The sequence below is a fragment of the Kitasatospora sp. NPDC050463 genome (assembly GCF_040655255.1).
GTDB lineage: Bacteria > Actinomycetota > Actinomycetes > Streptomycetales > Streptomycetaceae > Kitasatospora.
In genome coordinates, this window is sequence record NZ_JBFAJO010000021.1 from 104,368 (window position 1) to 122,663 (window position 18,296).

Below are 18,296 nucleotides of genomic sequence, written 5' to 3' on the forward strand. Positions count from 1 at the left end.
GATTACAGCTCCTTGATCACTGAGGAGACGGCGTCCAGGAAGGCGTCGTTCTCGGCAGGGGTGCCGGCGGTGACGCGCAGCCATCCGGGGACGCCGTTGTCGCGGACCAGGACGCCCTGGTCGAGGATGGCCTGCCAGACGGCGTGGGTGTCCGCGAAGCGGCCGAACTGGACGAAGTTGGCGTCCGAGTCGGTCACCTCCAGGCCCAGCCCGCGCAGCGCGTCGACCAGCCGGTCGCGCTCGGCCTTGAGCCGGCCGACGTACCCGAGCAGGGTGTCGGTGTGCTCCAGGCAGGCCAGCGCGGTGGCCTGGGTGACGGCCGACAGGTGGTAGGGCAGCCGGACCAGCTGGACGGCGTCCACCACGGCGGCGTCGGCCGTCAGGTAGCCCAGGCGCAGACCGGCCGCGCCGAAGGCCTTCGACATGGTGCGGGTGACCACCAGGTTGGGCCGGCCGGCCAGCAGCGACAGCAGCGAGGCGCGGTGCGAGAACTCGACGTACGCCTCGTCGACGACCACCACGCTGGGCCCGGCGGCCTGCGCGGCCTCGTACAGCCGCAGCACCACGTCGGCGGGGACGGCGGTGCCGGTCGGGTTGTTCGGCGAGCAGACGAACACGACGTTCGGCCGGTGCTCGGCGATGGCCTCGCAGGCGGCGGCCACGTCGACGGTGAAGTCCTCGTCGCGCGGCCCGGAGATCCAGCCGGTGCCGGTGCCCCGGGAGATCAGGGCGTGCATCGAGTAGGAGGGCTCGAAGCCGAGCGCGGTGCGGCCGGGGCCGCCGAAGGTCTGGAGCAGCTGCTGAAGGATCTCGTTGGAGCCGTTGGCGGCCCAGACCTGCGCGCGGGTGCGCTCGACGCCGGTGGTCCGGGTCAGGTACGCGGCCAGGCCCTCGCGCAGCTCGACCGCGTCCCGGTCGGGGTAGCGGTTGAGGCCGCGGGCGGCCTCTGCGACGCGCTCGGCGATCCGGGCCACCAGCTCCGGGGGCAGCGGGTACGGGTTCTCGTTGGTGTTCAGCTGGACGGGGACGTCCAGCTGCGGTGCGCCGTAGGGGGACTGGCCGCGCAGCTCGTCGCGGATGGGGAGGTCGTCGATCTTCACGCGCCGGGAACCGTCCACTCGAAGCGGGCCTTGATGGCGTCGCCGTGACCGGGGAGGTCCTCGGCGTCGGCGAGGTTGACGACGTGCGCGGCGATGCCGGCCAGCGCCTCCCGGTCGTACTCGACGACCTGGACGCCGCGCAGGAAGGTCTGCACCGAGAGCCCGGCCGAGTGGCAGGCGCAGCCGCCGGTCGGCAGCACGTGGTTGGAGCCGGCCGCGTAGTCGCCGAGCGAGACCGGGGTCCAGCGGCCGATGAAGATCGCGCCCGCGTTGCGGACCTTGGCGGCGACCGCGTGGGCGTCCCGGGTCTGGATCTCCAGGTGCTCGGCGGCGTAGGCGTTCACCACCGCCAGGCCCTGCGTCAGGTCGTCGACCAGGATGATGCCGGACTGCCGGCCGCCCAGCGCCTCGGCCACCCGCTCGCTGTGCTTCGTCCGGGCGACCTGCGTCTTCAGCTCGGCCTCGACGGCCTCGGCCAGCTCGGGCGAGTCGGTGACCAGCACCGAGCCCGAGGTCGGGCCGTGCTCGGCCTGGCTGATCAGGTCGGCGGCGACGTCCACCGGGTCGGCGCTGTCGTCGGCGAGGACGGCGATCTCGGTCGGACCGGCCTCGGAGTCGATGCCGATCCGGCCGGCGAAGTAGCGCTTGGCCGCGGCCACGTAGATGTTGCCGGGACCGGTGACCATGTTCACCGGCTCGCACTCCTCGGTGCCGAGCGCGAACATGGCGACCGCCTGGGCGCCGCCGACGGCGTACACCTCGGTGACGCCGAGCAGCGCGCAGGCCGCCAGGATCGTCGGGTGCACCCGGCCGCCGAAGGCCTTCTGCGGCGGCGAGGTCACCGCGATGCCGGTCACCCCGGCCTCCTGCGCGGGCACCACGTTCATCACGACGGAGGACGGGTAGACGGCGAGGCCCCCCGGCACGTACAGGCCGACCCGGTCCACCGGCACCCAGCGCTGGGTGACCGTACCGCCCGGCACCACCTGGGTGGTGTGCCCGGTCCGGCGCTGGTCGGCGTGGACGAGGCGGGCGCGGCGGATCGACTCCTCCAGTGCGGCGCGGACCTTCGGGTCCAGCGTCGCGAGGGCCTCGGTGAGCTGCTCGGCGGGCACCCGGGTGGACTCCAGGCGCACGCCGTCGAAACGCTCCGTGATGTCGATCACCGCCGCGACCCCGCGATGGTGCACGTCCTCGGCGATCGGACGCACCTTCTCCAGGGCGGCCGCGACGTCGAAGTCGGCACGGGGCAGCAGGTCACGCGGGTCGTCGAGCGAGCCGCGCAGGTCGATTCGAGAGATCACGCCACCCAGTGTAAGGAGTGGCCGGAACCGGCGGCCCCGTATTTCAGTCCGTGATACGAAGGGTGAGACGACCGGGGGAGACGGGGGAACGATGGCGGAGCGTGCGCCGGACGGCTGGACGCGGACCGAGCAGGGGCTCTGGGAGGCGTTCCGCCAGGGCGAGGTGTACGACCTGGGGACCGGCGGGGGGCCGCGGAACGGCCCCTCCGGCACCCGGCCCGACCCGGCCCGGCCCGGCGGCGCGCCCGACCCGCTGGACGACACCTTCGGCGACGAGCCGTGGGGCCCCGAGCGCACGATCCGCGCCGAGGTCCTGGCCCACCTGCTGCTGGACGGCCCGCCGGCCGCCCCCGGCCGGGTCGCCGCCCTCAAGGTGACCGGCGCCCGGATCACCGGCCCACTCGTGCTGGCCGGCGGCACCATCGGCCACTACGTCGAGGTTCGCGACTGCCGCTTCGAGCGGAAGCTGCTCATCTCCGAAGCCGACGCCGGCACCCTGCGCTTCGTCAGCTGCCTGATACCCCGGCTGGAGGCCTCCCGCCTCACCACCTCCGGCGACCTGCATCTGGCCCGCTGCCGGATACCGCAGGGCATCCGGCTCACCGACTCCCGGATCGGCACCGACCTGCTGCTCAATCAGGCCGTCCTCGGCGGCGACCGGTTCGGCCGGGCGCTCTCCGCCGACGGCCTGGCGGTCAGCCAGGACTTCGAGGCCGACCGGCTGGAGTCCCACGGCGAGGTCAGTCTGCGCACCGCCCGGATCGGCGGACGGCTCTCGCTGCGCGGCGCCCAGCTGCACGCCGTCCCGGAGAACAAGGTCGCCCTCAACGCCGTGCGCATCACCGTCGGCCACACCCTGTACCTCAGCGGCTCGGCGGACGGCGGCTGGTCCTCCTCCGGGTCGTACTACGGCTCCGGCTACGGCCAGGTCGTCCCGGCCGGCTCCGCCAGTACGCCGTTTCGCGCGCACGGCGCCGTCCGGCTCTCCGACAGCCGCTTCGACAGCGCCTGCCTGATCGCCGACGCCGAGTTCCACCTCGGCCCGGACGACGAGCTGGCGCTGCGCCGCATCCACACCCCCGAGCTGCGCTTCACCTGCCGCATCCCGCCCACCGGCAAGGTCTCGCTGTCGCGCGCGAGGGTCGGCAACCTGGTCGACGCCCCCGACTCCTGGCCGCTCGGCAAGCACCTCGGCCTCACCGGCTTCACCTACGAGTGCCTGCGTCCGGCCGCCCCCTTCACCGTCCAGCAGCGGATCGCCTGGCTGGAGGGCACCTCGGTGGAGTTCCAGCCCGAGTCCTACGAGCAGCTGGCCGCCGCCCTGCGCCGCGACGGCGCCGACGACGACGCCCGCGAGGTGCTGTACGCCAAGCAGCGCCGCCGCCGGCACACCCTGCCGCTGCCCGCCCGGCTCTGGGGCCGGGTCCAGGACGTCACCGTCGGCTACGGCTTCCGCCCCGGCCGGGCCGCGCTCTGGCTGCTGCTCGCCTGGGCCCTGGGCAGCATCTACTTCGCCACCCACCGGCTCCAGCCGCTCAAGGCCGACGAGAGCCCGCACTGGAACCCGGTGCTGTACGCGCTGGGCCAGCTGCTGCCGGTCGTCGACCTCGGCCAGCAGGGCTGGAACCCCGGCGGCGCCGCCCAGTGGGTCAGCTCCGGCCTGGTGATCGTCGGCTGGGTACTGGCCACCACCGTCGCCGCCGGAGCCAGCCGGATGCTCCAGCGGGGATAACCTCCGGGCGTATCCGCCGCTCGGGGAACTACGCTGTGCGCCGTGACAGAACGGCTGCCGCTCTTCCCGCTGAACTCCGTGCTCTACCCGGGCCTGGTGATGCCCCTCAACATCTTCGAGGAGCGTTACCGCCGTCTGGTCGCCGACCTGCTCGCCCTCCCCGAGGACCAGCCCCGGCGGTTCGGCGTGCTCGCCATCAAGGACGGCCGCGAGGTCGCGCCGGTCCGGCCCGAGGCGGGCCCGGCCGGGCCGCTGGACGGTCTGGGCATCGTGACCGGGGACCCTCTGGAGGCGCTCTACCACGTCGGCTGCGTGGCCGACGTCGCCTCCGCGCAGGAGCAGCCGGACGGCCGGTACGAGCTGCTGGTCACCGGCACCACCCGGTTCCGGCTGCGTTCGGTGGACACCGGCGGTCCGTACCTGAGCGGCGAGATCGAGCCGATCGAGGAGCTGCCGGGCGAGGGCGCCGGGGCCCTGGCCGCCGGCGTGGAGCGGGCCTTCCGGGCCTACCAGAAGCGGCTGGCCGGCGCCCGCGAGGCCAGCACCGTCGGCCGCCAGGAGCTGCCGGACGACCCGCAGGTGCTCTCCTACCTGGTGGCCGCCGCCTCGGTCTTCGGGACGCCGGTCAAGCAGGAGCTGCTGGCCTGCCCCGACACCGCCCGGCGGCTGACCGCCGAGCTGGAGCTGCTGCGCCGCGAGACGGCGGTGCTCAGCTGGCTGCCGTCGCTCCCCGCGGTCGAGCTGACCCGCCAGTCCTTCAGCCCCAACTGACCACGCCCGCCGACGCGTCCGGAGAGGTCCCGATGGCCAGGAAGCCGAAGAAGGGCGGCGGGGGCACGCCCGCCACCGTCGCCCTGGAGAACGCCGCGGTGGCGTTCACCATGCACTCCTACGAGCACGATCCGGCCGCCGCCTCGTACGGCGGCGAGGCCGCCGAGGTGCTCGGCGTGGCGCCCGAGCGGGTCTTCAAGACGCTGGTCGCCGACGTCGACGGCGTGCTCACCGTGGGCGTCGTCCCGGTCGCCGGCCGGCTCGATCTGAAGGCGCTCGCCGCCGCCGTCGGCGGCAAGCGCGCCGCGATGGCGGACCCGGCGGCCGCCGAGCGCAGCAGCGGCTACGTCCTCGGCGGCATCTCCCCGCTCGGCCAGCGCCGGCCGCTGCGCACCGTGGTGGACGACAGCGCGCTCGCCCACGCCACGGTGTACGTCTCGGCCGGCCGGCGGGGGCTGGAGGTCGAGCTGGCCCCGGCCGACCTGGTCGGAGTCACCGGCGCGCTGACCGCCCCGATCGGCCGCTGACGGCCGGGTCACCGAGTCACCGGGTCACCGGGCCGGCGCCCCGGCCCGGTGCGCCGTCAGGGCGTGCGGTCCTGCGGCGGCCGGTCGCCCGGGTGCTCCCCCGCCGGGCCCGGGTGGGGCCCGCCGGGCACCGGTCCGGCACCGCCCGGCTGCCCGTCCACGGGCCGCTGCACGCCGTACGGGCCCGCCCAGTACGGAGGCGGGTCCTCCTCGCGCTTGCCGAAGGCGGCCGAGAGCGCCAGCAGCACCACCATCGCGGCCATCGGCCAGGCCAGCAGCGCGCCGTAGGCCCCGAGGTCGATGTCGGCGTCGAAGTGGCCGCCGTTGCCGACCCGCCGGGCCTCGGCGACGAGGTCGCTCGCCGGGCCGAGCCGCCGGCCCAGGCCCCAGGCGCCCACCGAGGCCAGCAGACCGCCGGTCGCGAGGGCGACCGCCACCGCGATCCCGCCGCCGCGCCGCCGGGTGAACAGGAACGCGCCGAGCGCGGTCACGATGCCCATGCCCAGCCCGATCAGCACGAAGACGCTGTCGGCCCCGGCCCGCTGCTCGCCCTCCGGGTCGCCGTAGAGGATCTTGTTGCCGTCGACCACCAGCGGCACCTTCGGCGCCAGCCAGGCCCAGAGCACCGCCATCACCAGGCCCAGCGCCAGGCAGGCCAGCACCGTGACCGCGCCGACCTTCAGTTCGGGCAGCAGCCGCTCCAGCGGCGCCCGCCGGTCCGCGGCGCGCAGGACGGCCTGGTCCACGGGCGGCGGCGCGTACGGGTTCGGGCCGGCGGCCGGACCAGGAGCGGCGGTGTCCGCGTCGGCGCCCGCGGCGGCGCGCAGGGGATCCGGAGGTGTGTTCGGTACGGTCACGGGCCCATCGTTTCACGATCGCCGCCCGGACGGACCCGCCACCCGTGCGGACCCGTCACCCGGGCGGCCGGGCCGGGCGAGGGGGTCGGGACCGGGCCGGGCCGGCGACCGGGCCGGCGCGGCTCCTAGCGGGTGGTGGCCCGCCGGTACGCCCAGGTGGCCACCGCCAGCGACGCCACGCCCACCCCCGCGCAGACCGCCAGGTCGCCCGCCACCGCCGCCCAGTCCGGGTCGGCCGCGAAGGTCCGGGCGAAGGCCTCCACGCCGTAGGTGGAGGGCAGCAGGTCGCGCAGCCAGAGCACCGGCTGCGGCAGGTGGTCCACCGGGAGCACGCCCAGCAGCAGCGCCGCCGACATGCCGAGCTGCCCCAGCATGGTGGCGATCTCCTGCTTGGGTGCCAGCAGCCCGCAGGCCGCGCCGAGCCCGGACAGCGCCGCCCCGGCCAGCGGCACCACCGCGAGCAGCACCCAGAGCTGCCCCATCGGGAGCCCGAACATCCACGCCCCGGCGACGGCCGTCACCAGGGTGCCCGGCAGCGTGAACGACGCGTACGCGGCGGCCGCGCCGAGGACCACCGAGGCCGCCGGGACGGGCAGCGTCGCGTAGTGGTCGAGGCCGCCGGTGGCCCGCAGCCGACCGAAGTACTGGGCCAGCAGGTTGAGCGCCACGAAGGCCACCACCAGCACACTGGAGCCGGCCACCACCGAACGCGCGGCCGAGGTCTGCCCCGGGTCGACGACGCCGCGCATCATCACCAGGATGCCGAGCGACTGGAAGGTCGCCACGAACAGCAGCGGGATGCGGGCCACCTTGGCCCGGGCCAGCTGCGCCCGGTAGACGGCGGCCAGCGCGGGCAGCAGCCGGGCGGCGGGGGCCAGCGGGGCGGGCCCGCCGTCCGCGACCCCGGCGGTCTGCGGCGGCACCGAGAGCAGCGTCACTTGGCCAGTCCTCCATGGCGGCCGCCCAGCTTGAGGTAGGCGTCCTCAAGGCTCGGGGTGGCCAGGGTGAAGTCGTCCAGCGCGGCGAAGGCCGGGCCGGTGGTGACGGCGGCGACCAGTTCGCGGGCCCGTTCGGGGGTGGTGCGCACCGTCCAGCGCCGGCCGGTGCGCTCGGCCCGCTCGGCGAGCGCGGCGACGGCGGGCACCGTCATCGGCGCCTCGTCCCGCCAGACCAGGTCCAGCCGGACGTCGCCGTCCACCAGTGCCTTGAGCCCGCCGGGCGTGTCGCAGGCGATCACCCGGCCCTCGTCCACCACCGCGACCCGGTCCAGCACGGTCTCGGCCTCGATCACGTTGTGGGTGACCAGCAGCACCGTGGTCCGCTGCTCCGCCCGGCGGCGGTCGACGGCGCTCCAGACCGCGCGGCGGGCGACCGGGTCCATGCCGCTGGTCGGCTCGTCCAGCACCAGCAGCGGCCGCTCCCCCACCAGCGCGGCGGCGAAGCAGGCCAGGCGGCGCTGGCCACCGGAGAGCTTGGCGAGCGGCCGGTGGGCGAGCGGTTCCAGGGCGAGTTCGGTGAGCACGTCGGCGGCCTCGGCCCGGGCCCGGGCCCGGCTGAGGCCGCGCAGCCGCCCGGTGGTCTCGGCGGCGAGGGCGACCGTCAGCTCGTCCAGCGCGGTGGACTCCTGGCCGAGGTAGCCCAGCAGCCGGGCGGCCCGCTCGGGGTGGCGGACCACGTCGTGGCCGAGCAGCTCGATGGAGCCGGAGTCGGGTCGCAGCAGACCGGTGAGCTGGCGGACCAGCGTGGACTTGCCGGCCCCGTTGGGCCCCAGCAGCCCGAAGATCTCGCCCTGCCGGACGGTCAGGCTGATGCCGTCGTTGGCCCGGATCCCGGTGGCACCGGCTCCGCGCCCGGAACGGTAGGTCTTGACCAGGTCGCGTACGGCACAGCACGGCGAGGCCTCCCGGGGTGCCCGCCCGGCCGTCTCGCTCATCCGCCCGCCTCGCTCCACTGAGCGGTCGCTTCGCGGATCGCGTCCCTGTCGACGCTCCGCTCGTTGCCCTCGCTCACGAGCGAAGACTCTACGCGGTGGACACCGGTAACCGGACAAGGGGGCCTGATCCCCCGAAACGGGCCGGACAGGGCCTGGGTCCGTCGTCGAACTCCCACCTGCGGGAGTTCGACGACGGACCCCGGGGCGACGCGGCCCGGTCAGTCGTCGACGACGAGGTCCCCGCCGGGGACGCGGCCGGCCAGCTCCTTCCAGAAACCCGCCCGGATGGCGTACCGGTCGTGCTCGTCGATCTGGTCGTCCTTGTGCGCGAGCAGGCCGAACCGGGCGGCGTAGCGGAGCAGCTCGCCGTCGACCCGGTGCGGGATGCGCGGGTAGTCGGGCCAGAGCACGGTGAGCCGTTCGACGTCGCCGAGCCGCTCCGTCCAGCGGCGGGCGAACACCTGGCCGACCTCGTGCGCGTCGCCGCCGATGGTGGTGATGTCCTCCTCGCGGTCGGCCCAGCGCTGCTCGGCGGTGGTCAGCTGGGCGAGGGTCGGCAGGCCGTCCCCGGCGGTGACGGCGGGCTCGGCGGCGGGCCGCTCGACCCAGCCCCGGTCGGAGGACCAGCGCAGTACCGGCCCGGAGGGCTGCGCCGCCGTCGCGGGCTGCGGGGCGACGGCGCGCCCGGCGAGGTCCTTCGGCGTCGGGACGACCTTGAGCGCGGTGGCCGTGCCGGCGGAGCGCCCGTTCGCCACCGGCACCTCGGCGGACGCGGGCACGGCGGCGGGCCGGACCGCGGACGCCACGGCCGCGGGCGGGGCGGCCAGGATCTTGGCGATCTCGTGGCGGGGCCCGGGGGCGGGGAAGGCGGTGGCGGTGTCGCGCAGGGTGAACGAGCCCTCGATCCACTCCCGGTCGAGCACCCGCCGCTCGTCGGCCTCCCCGACCAGGTCCTCGGACTGGTTGAAGTCGCCGTCGGCGGCCTGGAGCGCCCAGAGGTGGACGACCACGCCGTGCTCCTTGGCGGACATCATGCCGGGCAGCAGGTCCCCGTCGCCGGTGATCAGCACGACGTCGGCGCAGGCCCGGTTGCGGGCGAGTTCGGAGAGCTCGGCGTGCATCGCGGCGTCGACGCCCTTCTGCACCCAGCGGCCCTCGGCCCGGGTGAGGGCGCCGAGCCGGACGGTGACCCGCGGCAGGACCCTGAGCCGGCGGTGCTCGGGCATCGGGCGGCGGTCGGGGGCGGCGTCGAACCAGTAGATCCGCAGCAGCGGCAGACCGGTCTCGGCCTCGGCGCGTTCGCGCAGGGCGGTGATGAGCGCGGTGTGGTCGACACTGACGCGGGACCGGGACGGGTCACCGGCGAGCAGGCTGGCGGCGGCGCCCAGCAGGTAACCGGCGTCCACCAGGACGACACAGCGGTCCATCGCGCACCTCTTTTCGCTCGCCCTCGGGGTCCGGCGTCACCGGTGCGGCGCTGCCGGGTGGGCGCGGTCCGCCCGGCGCTCGGGCCCGTGGGGTGAGGGGTGCCCGCAGCCGCCCGATCGTTGGGTCACCTTTACCCCTGGTTCGCCCGGCGAATCTCGGCGGATGTCGCGGTCCGGCAACAGCCCGGCGGCGGATCCGGCACGCGAAGCGGGCCCCGGCGCCCGTGCACGCGAAGCGGGCCCCGTCCGAGGACGGGGCCCGCCTGGTGAGATCGCGGAATCAGCCCTTGAGCTCGGCGGCGACCAGTTCGGCCAGCTGGACGGCGTTGAGCGCGGCACCCTTGCGCAGGTTGTCGTTGGAGATGAACAGCGACAGCCCGTTCTCCACCGTCTCGTCGGCGCGGATGCGGCCGACGAAGCTCGGGTCCCGGCCCGCGGCCTGGAGCGGGGTGGGGATCTCGCTCAGCTCCACACCGGGGGCGCCGGCGAGCAGCTCGGTCGCGCGCTCCGGGCTGATCGGGCGCTCGAAGCGGGCGTTGATCTGCAGCGAGTGGCCGGAGAAGACCGGGACGCGCACGCAGGTGCCGGCCACCTTCAGGTCGGGGATGCCGAGGATCTTGCGGCTCTCGTGGCGGAGCTTCTGCTCCTCGTCGGTCTCGTTGGACCCGTCGTCGACGATGGAGCCGGCCAACGGCAGCACGTTGAAGGCGATCGGGCGCTTGTAGACCTTGGGCTCGGGGAACTCGACCGCGGAGCCGTCGTGGGCGAGCGCCGAAGCGCCGTCGACGACCTTGGCGGCCTGGTCCTGGAGCTCGGCCACCCCGGCCACGCCGCTGCCCGAGACGGCCTGGTAGGTGGAGACGACCAGCGCGGCGAGGCCGGCCTCGTCGTGCAGCGGGCGCAGCACCGGCATGGCGGCCATGGTGGTGCAGTTCGGGTTGGCGATGATGCCCTTGGGGCGGTTCGCGATGGCGCCGGGGTTGACCTCGGAGACGACCAGCGGGACGTCGGGGTCGCGGCGCCAGGCCGAGGAGTTGTCGATCACGACGGCACCGGCCGCGGCCGCCTTGGGGGCGAGGGCCTTGGAGGTGGAGCCGCCCGCCGAGAAGATCACGATGTCCAGGCCGGTGTAGTCGGCCGTGGCCGCGTCCTCGACGGTGATCTCGGTGCCCTGCCAGGGCAGCGTGCGCCCGGCCGAACGGGCCGAGGCGAACAGCCGCAGCTGCTCCACCGCGACGTTGCGCTCCGCCAGGATCTCGCGGACCACGCCGCCGACCTGGCCGGTGGCCCCGACAATGCCGATCTTCATATCCGACTACTCCTCTTGATGTTGCTGGTCACAGCCGCACTCCGCCCATCATGCCCTGTCACCGGGGCGGGGCGACCTGGTATTCCACGGTGTGAGAGCTAGTGGTCCAGACCAGTGCCCGGATCGCGGTCCAGAGCGGTGGCCAGTGCCAGTGCCGCGGCGACCTCCGCCGGGCCGGCCGGCAGCAGCGGCAGCCGGACGTCCGGGGTGGGGATCCGGCCCTGGGCGTGCAGCACGCCCTTGACCACGGCCGGGTTGGGCGCGGCGAAGGCGGCCACCGTCAGCGCGGTCAGCCGGTGCCCCAGCGCCCGGGCGCGCGGCACGTCCCCCCGCTCCCAGGCGGCGGCCAGCTCGACGAAGCGCGCGGTGGCCAGATGCGCCGAGGCCAGGATGCCGCCGGCGGCGCCGAGCGCCAGCATCGGCGCGAGGAAGGCGTCCTCCCCCGCCAGGACGGCGAAGCCCGCGGGCGGGTCCGCCAGCAGCTCCACGGCGTCCTGGTCCAGCCCGCCGGTCGCGTACTTGACGCCCACCACGCCCGGCACGGCGGCGAGCCGACGCAGGGCGCCGACCGTCAGCTGCTGCCCGGTCCGGTACGGGATGTGGTACACGACCAGCGGCACCGGGCTCGCCGCGGCCAGCGTTCGGAAGTGCGCGATCGTACCCGCCTCGCCCGGGCGCACGAAGGACGGCACGGTGACCAGCGCGGCCGCCGCCCCCGGCACCCGGGCGGCCAGCGCGGCCAGTTCCTCGGCGGCCGACGCGGTGCCGGGCCCGCCCGAGCCGACCACCAGCTGCGCACCGCGCTCGGCACAGACGGCCGCGCAGACCTCGGTCACCGCCCGCCGCTCGTCCGCGCCCAGGGTGGCCGGCTCCCCGGTGGTGCCGAGTGCGACCAGCCCGGCCGCGCCGTCGTCCAGCACCGAGCCGGCCAGCTTCTCCAGTGCGTCCAGCGCCACCGAGCCGTCCTCGGCGAACGGGGTGACCAGCGGGACGTAGATGCCCTTGAGGACCGTGTGTTCCATGCCCACGATCCTGCGGCCCGCCGATCCCGCAGGTCCAGTTCAGATTTCTGACGCTTCTCGTAAGCTGGGCCGATGCTCGACGTCCGACGCCTGCGCCTGCTGCGCGAACTCGCCCACCTCGGCACCATCGCCGCCGTCGCCGAGGCGCTCTCGTTCAGCCCGTCGGCGGTCTCCCAACAGCTGTCCGTCCTGGAGAAGGAGGCCGGTGTCCCGCTGCTGGAGCGCACCGGGCGGCGGGTCGCGCTGACGCCAGCCGCGCTGGGCCTTGTCCGGCACGCCGAGGCGGTGCTGGCCCGACTGGAGCAGGCGAACGCCGAACTCGCCCACGCCAGGCAGGGGTTGGCCGGCCCGCTGCGGATCGGCACCTACCCGTCGGCGGCCCGCGCGGTGATCCCGGCGGTGCTCGCCGAACTCTCCGGCTGGCACCCGGGCCTGGAGCCGATGGTGACGGAGGTGGACCCCGCGGCGGTGGCCGCGGCGTTGCGCGCGGGCGAGCTGGACGTGGCGCTGGTGCACGAGTACGACCTGGTGCCGGCCGACCCGGAGCCCGGCCTGGCGGTGACCCGCCCGGTGTTCACCGAGCCGATGTACCTCGCGGCCCGGGCGGCCGGCACCGTCGCCGAGCAGCGCGACAGGCCCTGGATCATGTCGCCGCGGGGCACGCTCTGCCACACCATGGCCGTCCGGGCCTGCGAGAGCGCCGGCTTCGCCCCGCGGATCCGGCACCAGATCGACGACTTCGCGACGGTGCTGGCCCTGGTGGCGGCCGGCCAGGGGGTGGCGCTGGTCCCACAGCTGGGCACCGCGCAGCCCCCGCCGGGCGTCGTCCTCACCCGACTGCCGATGTACCGCCGTACCCGCGCCGCCTTCCGCGCGGGCGCGGGCTCGCACCCGGCGATCTCGGCCTTCGTCTCGGCCCTGCACACGGCCGTCCCGCCCGGCCTCGGCGGCGGAACGGCCTGAGGTCCGCCGGGCCTCGGCGGCGGGACCGCCAGGGCCCCGCCCGCTCTCAGTTCGCCAGGCAGCTCGGCCCGAGCAGCTGCTTGAGGTCCCCGAACAGCGCCGGGTCGGACTTCACCCGGTGCCGGTCCAGCCGCAGCACGGTGGTGCTGTCACCGCGCCGGAGGTGGACGTGCACCTCGGTGCTTCCCTTGTGGTGGGCCAGCACCTCCCCGAGCCTGGTCACCACCGCCGGGTTGAGCCGGCTCTCCGCGATGGTGAGGGTGATCGGCAGCTGGGCCGCGACGTTCGTCAGGTCGGGCACCGCGAGCTCCATGCCCATCAGCCGCGGCACGTCCTCCCGCTTGTCCACCTTGCCGCGGACGAACACCACGGCGTCCTCGACGAGTTGGGAGGAGACCAGCTGGTAGCTGGCCGGGAAGAACATGCAGTCGATCGAGCCGGCCAGGTCCTCGACGGTGGCGATCGCCCAGGCGTTGCCCTGCTTGGTCATCTTCCGCTGGAGGCCGGAGATGATGCCGCCGATGGTGACGATGGAACCGTCCGGCCGCTCCGCGAGGTCGGCCACCGCGCAGTCCGCCTTGTCGGCGAGGAGGTGCTCGATGCCGTGCAGCGGGTGCGAGGAGACGTAGAGGCCGAGCATCTCCCGCTCCTGGGTGAGCAGGAAGGCCTTGTCCCACTCCTCCTCGGAGAAGACCACGTCCAACCCGAAGCTCGGCTCGTCGCCGACCGCGTCGCCGCCGCTCTGCCCGGGCTCGGCGGAGCTGAACAGGTCGAACTGGCCCTCGGCCTGCTTGCGCTTGACCCCGACGACGTTGTCGATCATCGGCTCGAACTGCGCGGTCAGCCCCTTGCGGGTGTGCCCGAGCGAGTCGAACGCACCCGCCTTGATGAGCGATTCGACGGTCCGCTTGTTGCAGACCACCGACTCCACCTTCTCCAGGAAGTCGGGGAACGAGGCGAACTTCCCCTTCGCCTTCCGGGTGCGGATCATCGACTCCACCACCGGCCCGCCGACGTTGCGGATGGCGGTGAGGCCGAACCGGACGAGGGTGTCCCCGTGCGGGGTGAAGTCGGAGTCCGACTCGTTCACGTCCGGCGGGAGCACTTGGATGCCCATCTTGCGGCACTCGTTGAGGTAGACCGCCGACTTGTCCTTGTCGTCCTTGACCGACGTCAGCAGGCCGGACATGTACTCGGCCGGGTAGTTGGCCTTGAGGTACGCCGTCCAGTACGAGACCAGCCCGTACCCGGCGGTGTGCGCCTTGTTGAACGCGTAGCCGGAGAAGGGGACGAGGACGTCCCACACCGCCTGGATCGCCGCGTCCGAGTAGCCGTGCGCGCGGCAGCCCCGCTGGAACGGGACGAACTCGGCCTCCAGGATCTCCTTCTTCTTCTTGCCCATGGCCCGGCGCAGCAGGTCGGCTTGGCCGAGCGTGTACCCGGCCAGGATCTGCGCGGCCTTCTGCACCTGCTCCTGGTACACGATCAGGCCGTACGTCGGCTCCAGGATCTCCGCCAGGGGCTCCGCCAGCTCCGGGTGGATCGGGGTGATCTCCTGCTGGCCGTTCTTGCGCAGCGCGTAGTTGGTGTGCGAGTTGACGCCCATCGGGCCCGGCCGGTACAGCGCGAGGACGGCGGAGATGTCCTCGAAGTTGTCGGGCTTCATCAGGCGCAGCAGTGAACGCATCGGACCGCCGTCGAGCTGGAAGACGCCGAGCGTGTCGCCGCGCGCCAGCAGTTCATAGGTCGGCTTGTCGTCCAGGGGCAGATCAAGCAGGTTGATCTTGATGCCCTTGTTCTTCTCGATCGCCTTGACGGCGTCGTCCATGATCGTGAGGTTGCGCAGGCCGAGGAAGTCCATCTTGAGGAGGCCGAGGCCCTCACAGGTGGGGTAGTCGAACTGCGTGATGGTGACGCCGTCGGTGTGCCGGGTCCAGACCGGGATGTGGTCGGTGAGCGGCTCGGAGGACATGATGACGCCGGCCGCGTGCACACCGGGCTGGCGGATCAGGCCCTCGATGCCGCGCGCGGTGTCGATCACCTTGCGGACGTCCGGGTCGTTCTCGTACAGCCCGCGGATCTCGCCGGCCTCGCCGTAGCGCGGGTGCGAGGGGTCGGTGATGCCGGAGAGCGGGATGCCCTTGCCCATGACGTCCGGCGGCATCGCCTTGGTGATCCGGTCGCCCATCGCGTACGGGTAGCCGAGGACGCGCGAGGAGTCCTTGATGGCGGCCTTCGCCTTGATGGTGCCGTACGTGACGATCATGGCGACCTTGTCGGAGCCCCACTTCTCCGTCACGTACCGGATCACGTCACCGCGCCGGCGCTCGTCGAAGTCGATGTCGACATCGGGCATGGAGATGCGCTCGGGGTTGAGGAAGCGCTCGAAGATCAGGCCGTGCGGGATCGGGTCGAGGTCGGTGATGCCCATCGCGTAGGCGACCAGCGAGCCGGCCGCCGAGCCGCGGCCGGGGCCCACCGCGATGCCCTGGCTCTTGGCCCACATGATGAAGTCGGCGACCACCAGGAAGTACGCCGGGAACCCCATCTGGACGATGGTGTCCATCTCGTACTCGGCGAGCTTCCGGTGCTCCTCGTCGTACCCGCCCGGGAAGCGCCAGTCCATGCCCTTCCACACCTGGGCCCGGAAGAAGTCCGCCTCGGACTCGAAGCCCTCCGGGATGGGGAACCGCGGCATCAGGTTCCGGAACTCGAACATGCCCGCGGTGTCGACCCGCGAGGCGACCAGCAGCTGGCTGTTGCGGCAGCCCTCCTGCCAGGCGTCCGAGGAGTCCAGCGCGTACATCTCGGCGGCCGACTTGATGTAGTAGCCGGTGCCGTCGAAGCGGAAACGGTCCGGGTCGGAGAGGTTCTTGCCGGTCTGGACGCAGAGCAGCAGGTCGTGCGCGCCGGCGTCGGACTCGGTGGTGTAGTGCGAGTCGTTGGTGACCACCGGCGGGATGTCCAGCTTCCGGCCGATCTCCAGCAGCCCGTCGCGGACCCGCTTCTCGATGTCCAGCCCGTGGTCCATCAGCTCCAGGAAGTAGTTCTCCCGGCCGAAGATCTCCCGGTAGTCGGCGGCGGACCTGAGCGCCTCGTCGAACTGGCCGAGCCGCAGCCGGGTCTGCACCTCGCCGGAGGGGCAGCCGGTGGTGGCCATCAGGCCGGCCGCGTGCTCGGCGATGATCTCCTTGTCCATCCGGGGCCACTTCACCAGCCAGCCCTCGGCGTACGAGCGCGAGGTCAGCTTGAAGAGGTTGTGCAGGCCCTCCTTGTTCCGGGCCCAGATGGTCTTGTGGGTGTACGCGCCGGACGCCGAGACGTCGTCCCGCTTCTGGTGCGGCTGGCCCCAGAGGATGCGCTTGGTGTTGGTGCGCGCCTCGGGGGCGACGTACGCCTCGATGCCGATCACCGGGGTGATCCCGGCGGCGGTGGCCTGCTTGTGGAACTCGGCCGCGCCGTACATGTTGCCGTGGTCGGTCATCGCGACATGGGTCTGGCCCAGCCGCTCGACCTCCTTGAAGAGCTGCTTCAACCGGGCCGCCCCGTCCAACATCGAGTACTCGGTGTGGACGTGCAGGTGCGCGTACGGCTGATCGCTCAAGGCGGGGCCTCCGGAGGCTGGTGCTGTCTGGCTGGCCGGCGAACGCACAGGTCACGAAGGCGCCTGGAAACATATGTGGTCCGAGCCACCACCGGGGCCCGGACCAGTTCTCACACGTTCACGCTCCTACTCTAGCCTCCGGTCACAGAACTCCCAGGCCGCCCACTCGCCGCAAAGGACCCCTCTCATGTCCCACCCGCAGCACACCGCCGACCACCGCGCCGAGACCGTCCTGCGCGTCTTCGACACGGCCTTCGGCGACCTGCTCGCCAAGGACCCGGCGGCGTTCCGGGTGAAGTTCCGCAAGATGGCCGCCTCCGCCTTCGCCTTCTACCGGGGCACCGCCGGGCTCTACTACGCCGATGTCGCCGACGGCCCGTTCGCCGAGTACGGCGCCGGCTTCCTGGACGAGCGCACCAGCCGGGTCTGGATCCACGGCGACCTGCACGCCGAGAACTTCGGCACCTATCTGAACGCCGAGGGCCGGCTGGTCTTCAACGTCAACGACTTCGACGAGGCCTACGTCGGCGCGTTCACCTGGGACGTCCAGCGGCTCGCCGCCTCGCTGGCCCTGATCGGCTACGCCAAGGCGCTGTCCGACGCGACGATCACCCGGTTGGTCACCGCCTTCGCCACCGCCTACCGGGCCCGGATCGCCGCCCACGTCTCCTCCGGGGACGCCGCCCCCTTCACCCTGGACACCGCCACCGGCCCGATCCTGGACACCCTGCGCCGGGCCCGGCTGCAGACCCGGGTCGCGCTGCTGGAGTCCGAGACCGTCGTCGAGGGGTACGAACGCCGCTTCCGCACCGGCGGCGGCGCGATCGAGCTGGACGAGCCGACCCGGGCCGAGGTGCTGGAGGCCTTCGCCGCCTACCTCGCCACCCTGCCGCCCGCCTCCCGCACCCGGCCGGAGTCACTGCGGGTCAAGGACGTCGTGGGCCGCCGCGGCATCGGCATCGGCAGCGCCGGCCTGCCCTCCTACAACCTGCTGTTGGAGGGCCACCGGCCAGCACCGTCCCCAGAACAACGGCCGCACCGGTAAACAAGGCTGTACGGGTACGCAGGCTGCGCATGTGATGGTCCCTTCGGTAGTGCCTCCTGCTGCTCGGTCAGAGGCCCGGTGACGGGCGCCGTCGGTCAGCAGCCGGGGCGAAAGCGCGAACGGTTGAGGACCTGCCCCGGCGAACCGTTTCCGCATGCGGCCGAAGTCCGGAAGTCACACGAAGGAACTAACCGAGGAGTGCTCCTGTCACGGCCGCCAACCTGCTGGCGCCACTGCCGCCGGGAGAGAGCAGGCCCGCCCGAGCAGCGCTGTGGTCCTGAGCAGTAACGCGAGGTCGTCAGCGGCATGTACGGCCGGTGCGAGCCTCTTCTCCACGCCATGGTGGTGGAGCCGACGAAGCGGGTGCCGCCAACTCGGCACGCTGGTCATTGAAGCGCCCTGACGACGGCGTCGACGAGCTGGTGGATACTCCGGCCCAGCGGGGTGGCGGCGATCAGCACCCCGAGGGTGACGGCGCTCAGCACGGTCACCAGCTCGTCGTTTCGGGAACGGGAGTGGGTCCGCCGGCGCAGCCGAATGACGATGATGATCGCGAGGAACGCGCTCGCGCTGATCGTGTACTGCAACAGGCCACCCCGTGTCACATGCCGAAAACTCTCGGCGAGGATGCCAGAAGTCCGCCAACGGCGGACCCGAATCGGGAAAACCGGCCGGACCGAGACGGGCCGTTCGGCCTCTTAC

Annotated in this window: 14 protein-coding genes and 1 pseudogene; 5 read left to right on the forward strand and 10 right to left on the reverse strand. The window is 73.3% G+C overall.

Annotation, left to right across the window (positions count from 1 at the left end):
- Nucleotides 1–2: 2 nt before the first annotated feature.
- The gene (locus AB0J08_RS16120; RefSeq protein ID WP_360633303.1) at nt 3–1,100 is read right to left on the reverse strand and encodes a histidinol-phosphate transaminase; all 1,098 of its coding nucleotides are present in this window, start codon (nt 1,098–1,100) and stop codon (nt 3–5) included.
- The gene (gene hisD / locus AB0J08_RS16125; protein ID WP_360633306.1) at nt 1,097–2,404 is read right to left on the reverse strand and encodes a histidinol dehydrogenase; all 1,308 of its coding nucleotides are present in this window, start codon (nt 2,402–2,404) and stop codon (nt 1,097–1,099) included. Before hisD ends, AB0J08_RS16120 begins: the two co-directional genes overlap by 4 nt.
- A gap of 91 nt (nt 2,405–2,495) precedes the next feature.
- On the opposite strand from hisD, the gene AB0J08_RS16130 reads away from it, so the two are divergent.
- Genes AB0J08_RS16130 through ybaK form a run of 3 tightly spaced genes read left to right on the forward strand, consistent with a single transcriptional unit; the run spans nt 2,496 to nt 5,434 of the window.
- Complete coding sequence (locus tag AB0J08_RS16130; protein ID WP_360633309.1) at nt 2,496–4,136, forward strand: oxidoreductase; 1,641 nt, start codon at nt 2,496–2,498, stop codon at nt 4,134–4,136.
- Nucleotides 4,137–4,178: 42 nt separating this feature from the next.
- On the forward strand, nt 4,179–4,907 hold the full coding sequence (locus tag AB0J08_RS16135) for an LON peptidase substrate-binding domain-containing protein (protein ID WP_360633312.1): 729 nt from the start codon (nt 4,179–4,181) through the stop codon (nt 4,905–4,907).
- 32 nt (nt 4,908–4,939) lie between these two features.
- Complete coding sequence (ybaK, locus tag AB0J08_RS16140; RefSeq protein WP_360633315.1) at nt 4,940–5,434, forward strand: Cys-tRNA(Pro) deacylase; 495 nt, start codon at nt 4,940–4,942, stop codon at nt 5,432–5,434.
- Between the two features lie 56 nt (nt 5,435–5,490).
- On the opposite strand, the gene AB0J08_RS16145 is transcribed toward ybaK, so the two are convergent.
- The 6 genes from AB0J08_RS16145 to AB0J08_RS16170 all read right to left on the reverse strand — a co-directional run bounded on the left by AB0J08_RS16145 (nt 5,491) and on the right by AB0J08_RS16170 (nt 11,982).
- Nucleotides 5,491–6,291, reverse strand: a complete 801-nt coding sequence (locus tag AB0J08_RS16145) for an ABC transporter permease (RefSeq protein ID WP_360633318.1) — start codon at nt 6,289–6,291, stop codon at nt 5,491–5,493.
- Nucleotides 6,292–6,416: 125 nt separating this feature from the next.
- Complete coding sequence (locus AB0J08_RS16150) at nt 6,417–7,223, reverse strand: ABC transporter permease (protein WP_360633364.1); 807 nt, start codon at nt 7,221–7,223, stop codon at nt 6,417–6,419.
- Between the two features lie 2 nt (nt 7,224–7,225).
- Complete coding sequence (locus AB0J08_RS16155) at nt 7,226–8,224, reverse strand: ABC transporter ATP-binding protein (RefSeq protein ID WP_360633320.1); 999 nt, start codon at nt 8,222–8,224, stop codon at nt 7,226–7,228.
- A gap of 218 nt (nt 8,225–8,442) precedes the next feature.
- Nucleotides 8,443–9,651: an NYN domain-containing protein gene (locus AB0J08_RS16160; protein ID WP_360633323.1), complete on the reverse strand. Its 1,209-nt coding sequence runs from the start codon at nt 9,649–9,651 to the stop codon at nt 8,443–8,445.
- A gap of 280 nt (nt 9,652–9,931) precedes the next feature.
- Complete coding sequence (locus AB0J08_RS16165) at nt 9,932–10,960, reverse strand: aspartate-semialdehyde dehydrogenase (protein ID WP_360633326.1); 1,029 nt, start codon at nt 10,958–10,960, stop codon at nt 9,932–9,934.
- Nucleotides 10,961–11,058: 98 nt separating this feature from the next.
- A complete protein-coding gene (locus tag AB0J08_RS16170; protein WP_360633329.1) occupies nt 11,059–11,982 on the reverse strand; it encodes a dihydrodipicolinate synthase family protein in 924 nt (307 codons plus the stop codon).
- A gap of 72 nt (nt 11,983–12,054) precedes the next feature.
- Between AB0J08_RS16170 and AB0J08_RS16175 the strand changes: the two genes are divergently transcribed.
- Nucleotides 12,055–12,945, forward strand: a complete 891-nt coding sequence (locus tag AB0J08_RS16175; protein WP_360633332.1) for a LysR substrate-binding domain-containing protein — start codon at nt 12,055–12,057, stop codon at nt 12,943–12,945.
- Between the two features lie 46 nt (nt 12,946–12,991).
- On the opposite strand, the gene dnaE is transcribed toward AB0J08_RS16175, so the two are convergent.
- Nucleotides 12,992–16,549 (reverse strand): DNA polymerase III subunit alpha, encoded by a 3,558-nt coding sequence (dnaE, locus tag AB0J08_RS16180; RefSeq protein ID WP_360633335.1) that lies wholly within the window; start codon nt 16,547–16,549, stop codon nt 12,992–12,994.
- A 187-nt stretch (nt 16,550–16,736) separates the two neighbouring features.
- Between dnaE and AB0J08_RS16185 the strand changes: the two are divergent.
- Nucleotides 16,737–17,555: pseudogene (locus tag AB0J08_RS16185) on the forward strand (DUF2252 family protein); the annotation flags it as partial.
- 425 nt (nt 17,556–17,980) lie between these two features.
- On the opposite strand, the gene AB0J08_RS16190 reads toward AB0J08_RS16185, so the two are convergent.
- Nucleotides 17,981–18,181, reverse strand: a complete 201-nt coding sequence (locus AB0J08_RS16190) for a hypothetical protein (RefSeq protein ID WP_360633338.1) — start codon at nt 18,179–18,181, stop codon at nt 17,981–17,983.
- Nucleotides 18,182–18,296: the final 115 nt, after the last annotated feature.

What these genes read in the sequence shown, in the direction of transcription:
- AB0J08_RS16130 (WP_360633309.1), top strand. Translation starts at nt 2,496, where the DNA reads ATGGCGGAGCGTGCGCCGGACGGCTGGACGCGGACCGAGCAGGGGCTC.
- ybaK (WP_360633315.1), top strand. Translation starts at nt 4,940, where the DNA reads ATGGCCAGGAAGCCGAAGAAGGGCGGCGGGGGCACGCCCGCCACCGTC.
- AB0J08_RS16155 (WP_360633320.1), bottom strand. Translation starts at nt 8,224, where the DNA reads ATGAGCGAGACGGCCGGGCGGGCACCCCGGGAGGCCTCGCCGTGCTGT.
- AB0J08_RS16160 (WP_360633323.1), bottom strand. Translation starts at nt 9,651, where the DNA reads ATGGACCGCTGTGTCGTCCTGGTGGACGCCGGTTACCTGCTGGGCGCC.
- AB0J08_RS16165 (WP_360633326.1), bottom strand. Translation starts at nt 10,960, where the DNA reads ATGAAGATCGGCATTGTCGGGGCCACCGGCCAGGTCGGCGGCGTGGTC.
- AB0J08_RS16170 (WP_360633329.1), bottom strand. Translation starts at nt 11,982, where the DNA reads ATGGAACACACGGTCCTCAAGGGCATCTACGTCCCGCTGGTCACCCCG.
- AB0J08_RS16175 (WP_360633332.1), top strand. Translation starts at nt 12,055, where the DNA reads ATGCTCGACGTCCGACGCCTGCGCCTGCTGCGCGAACTCGCCCACCTC.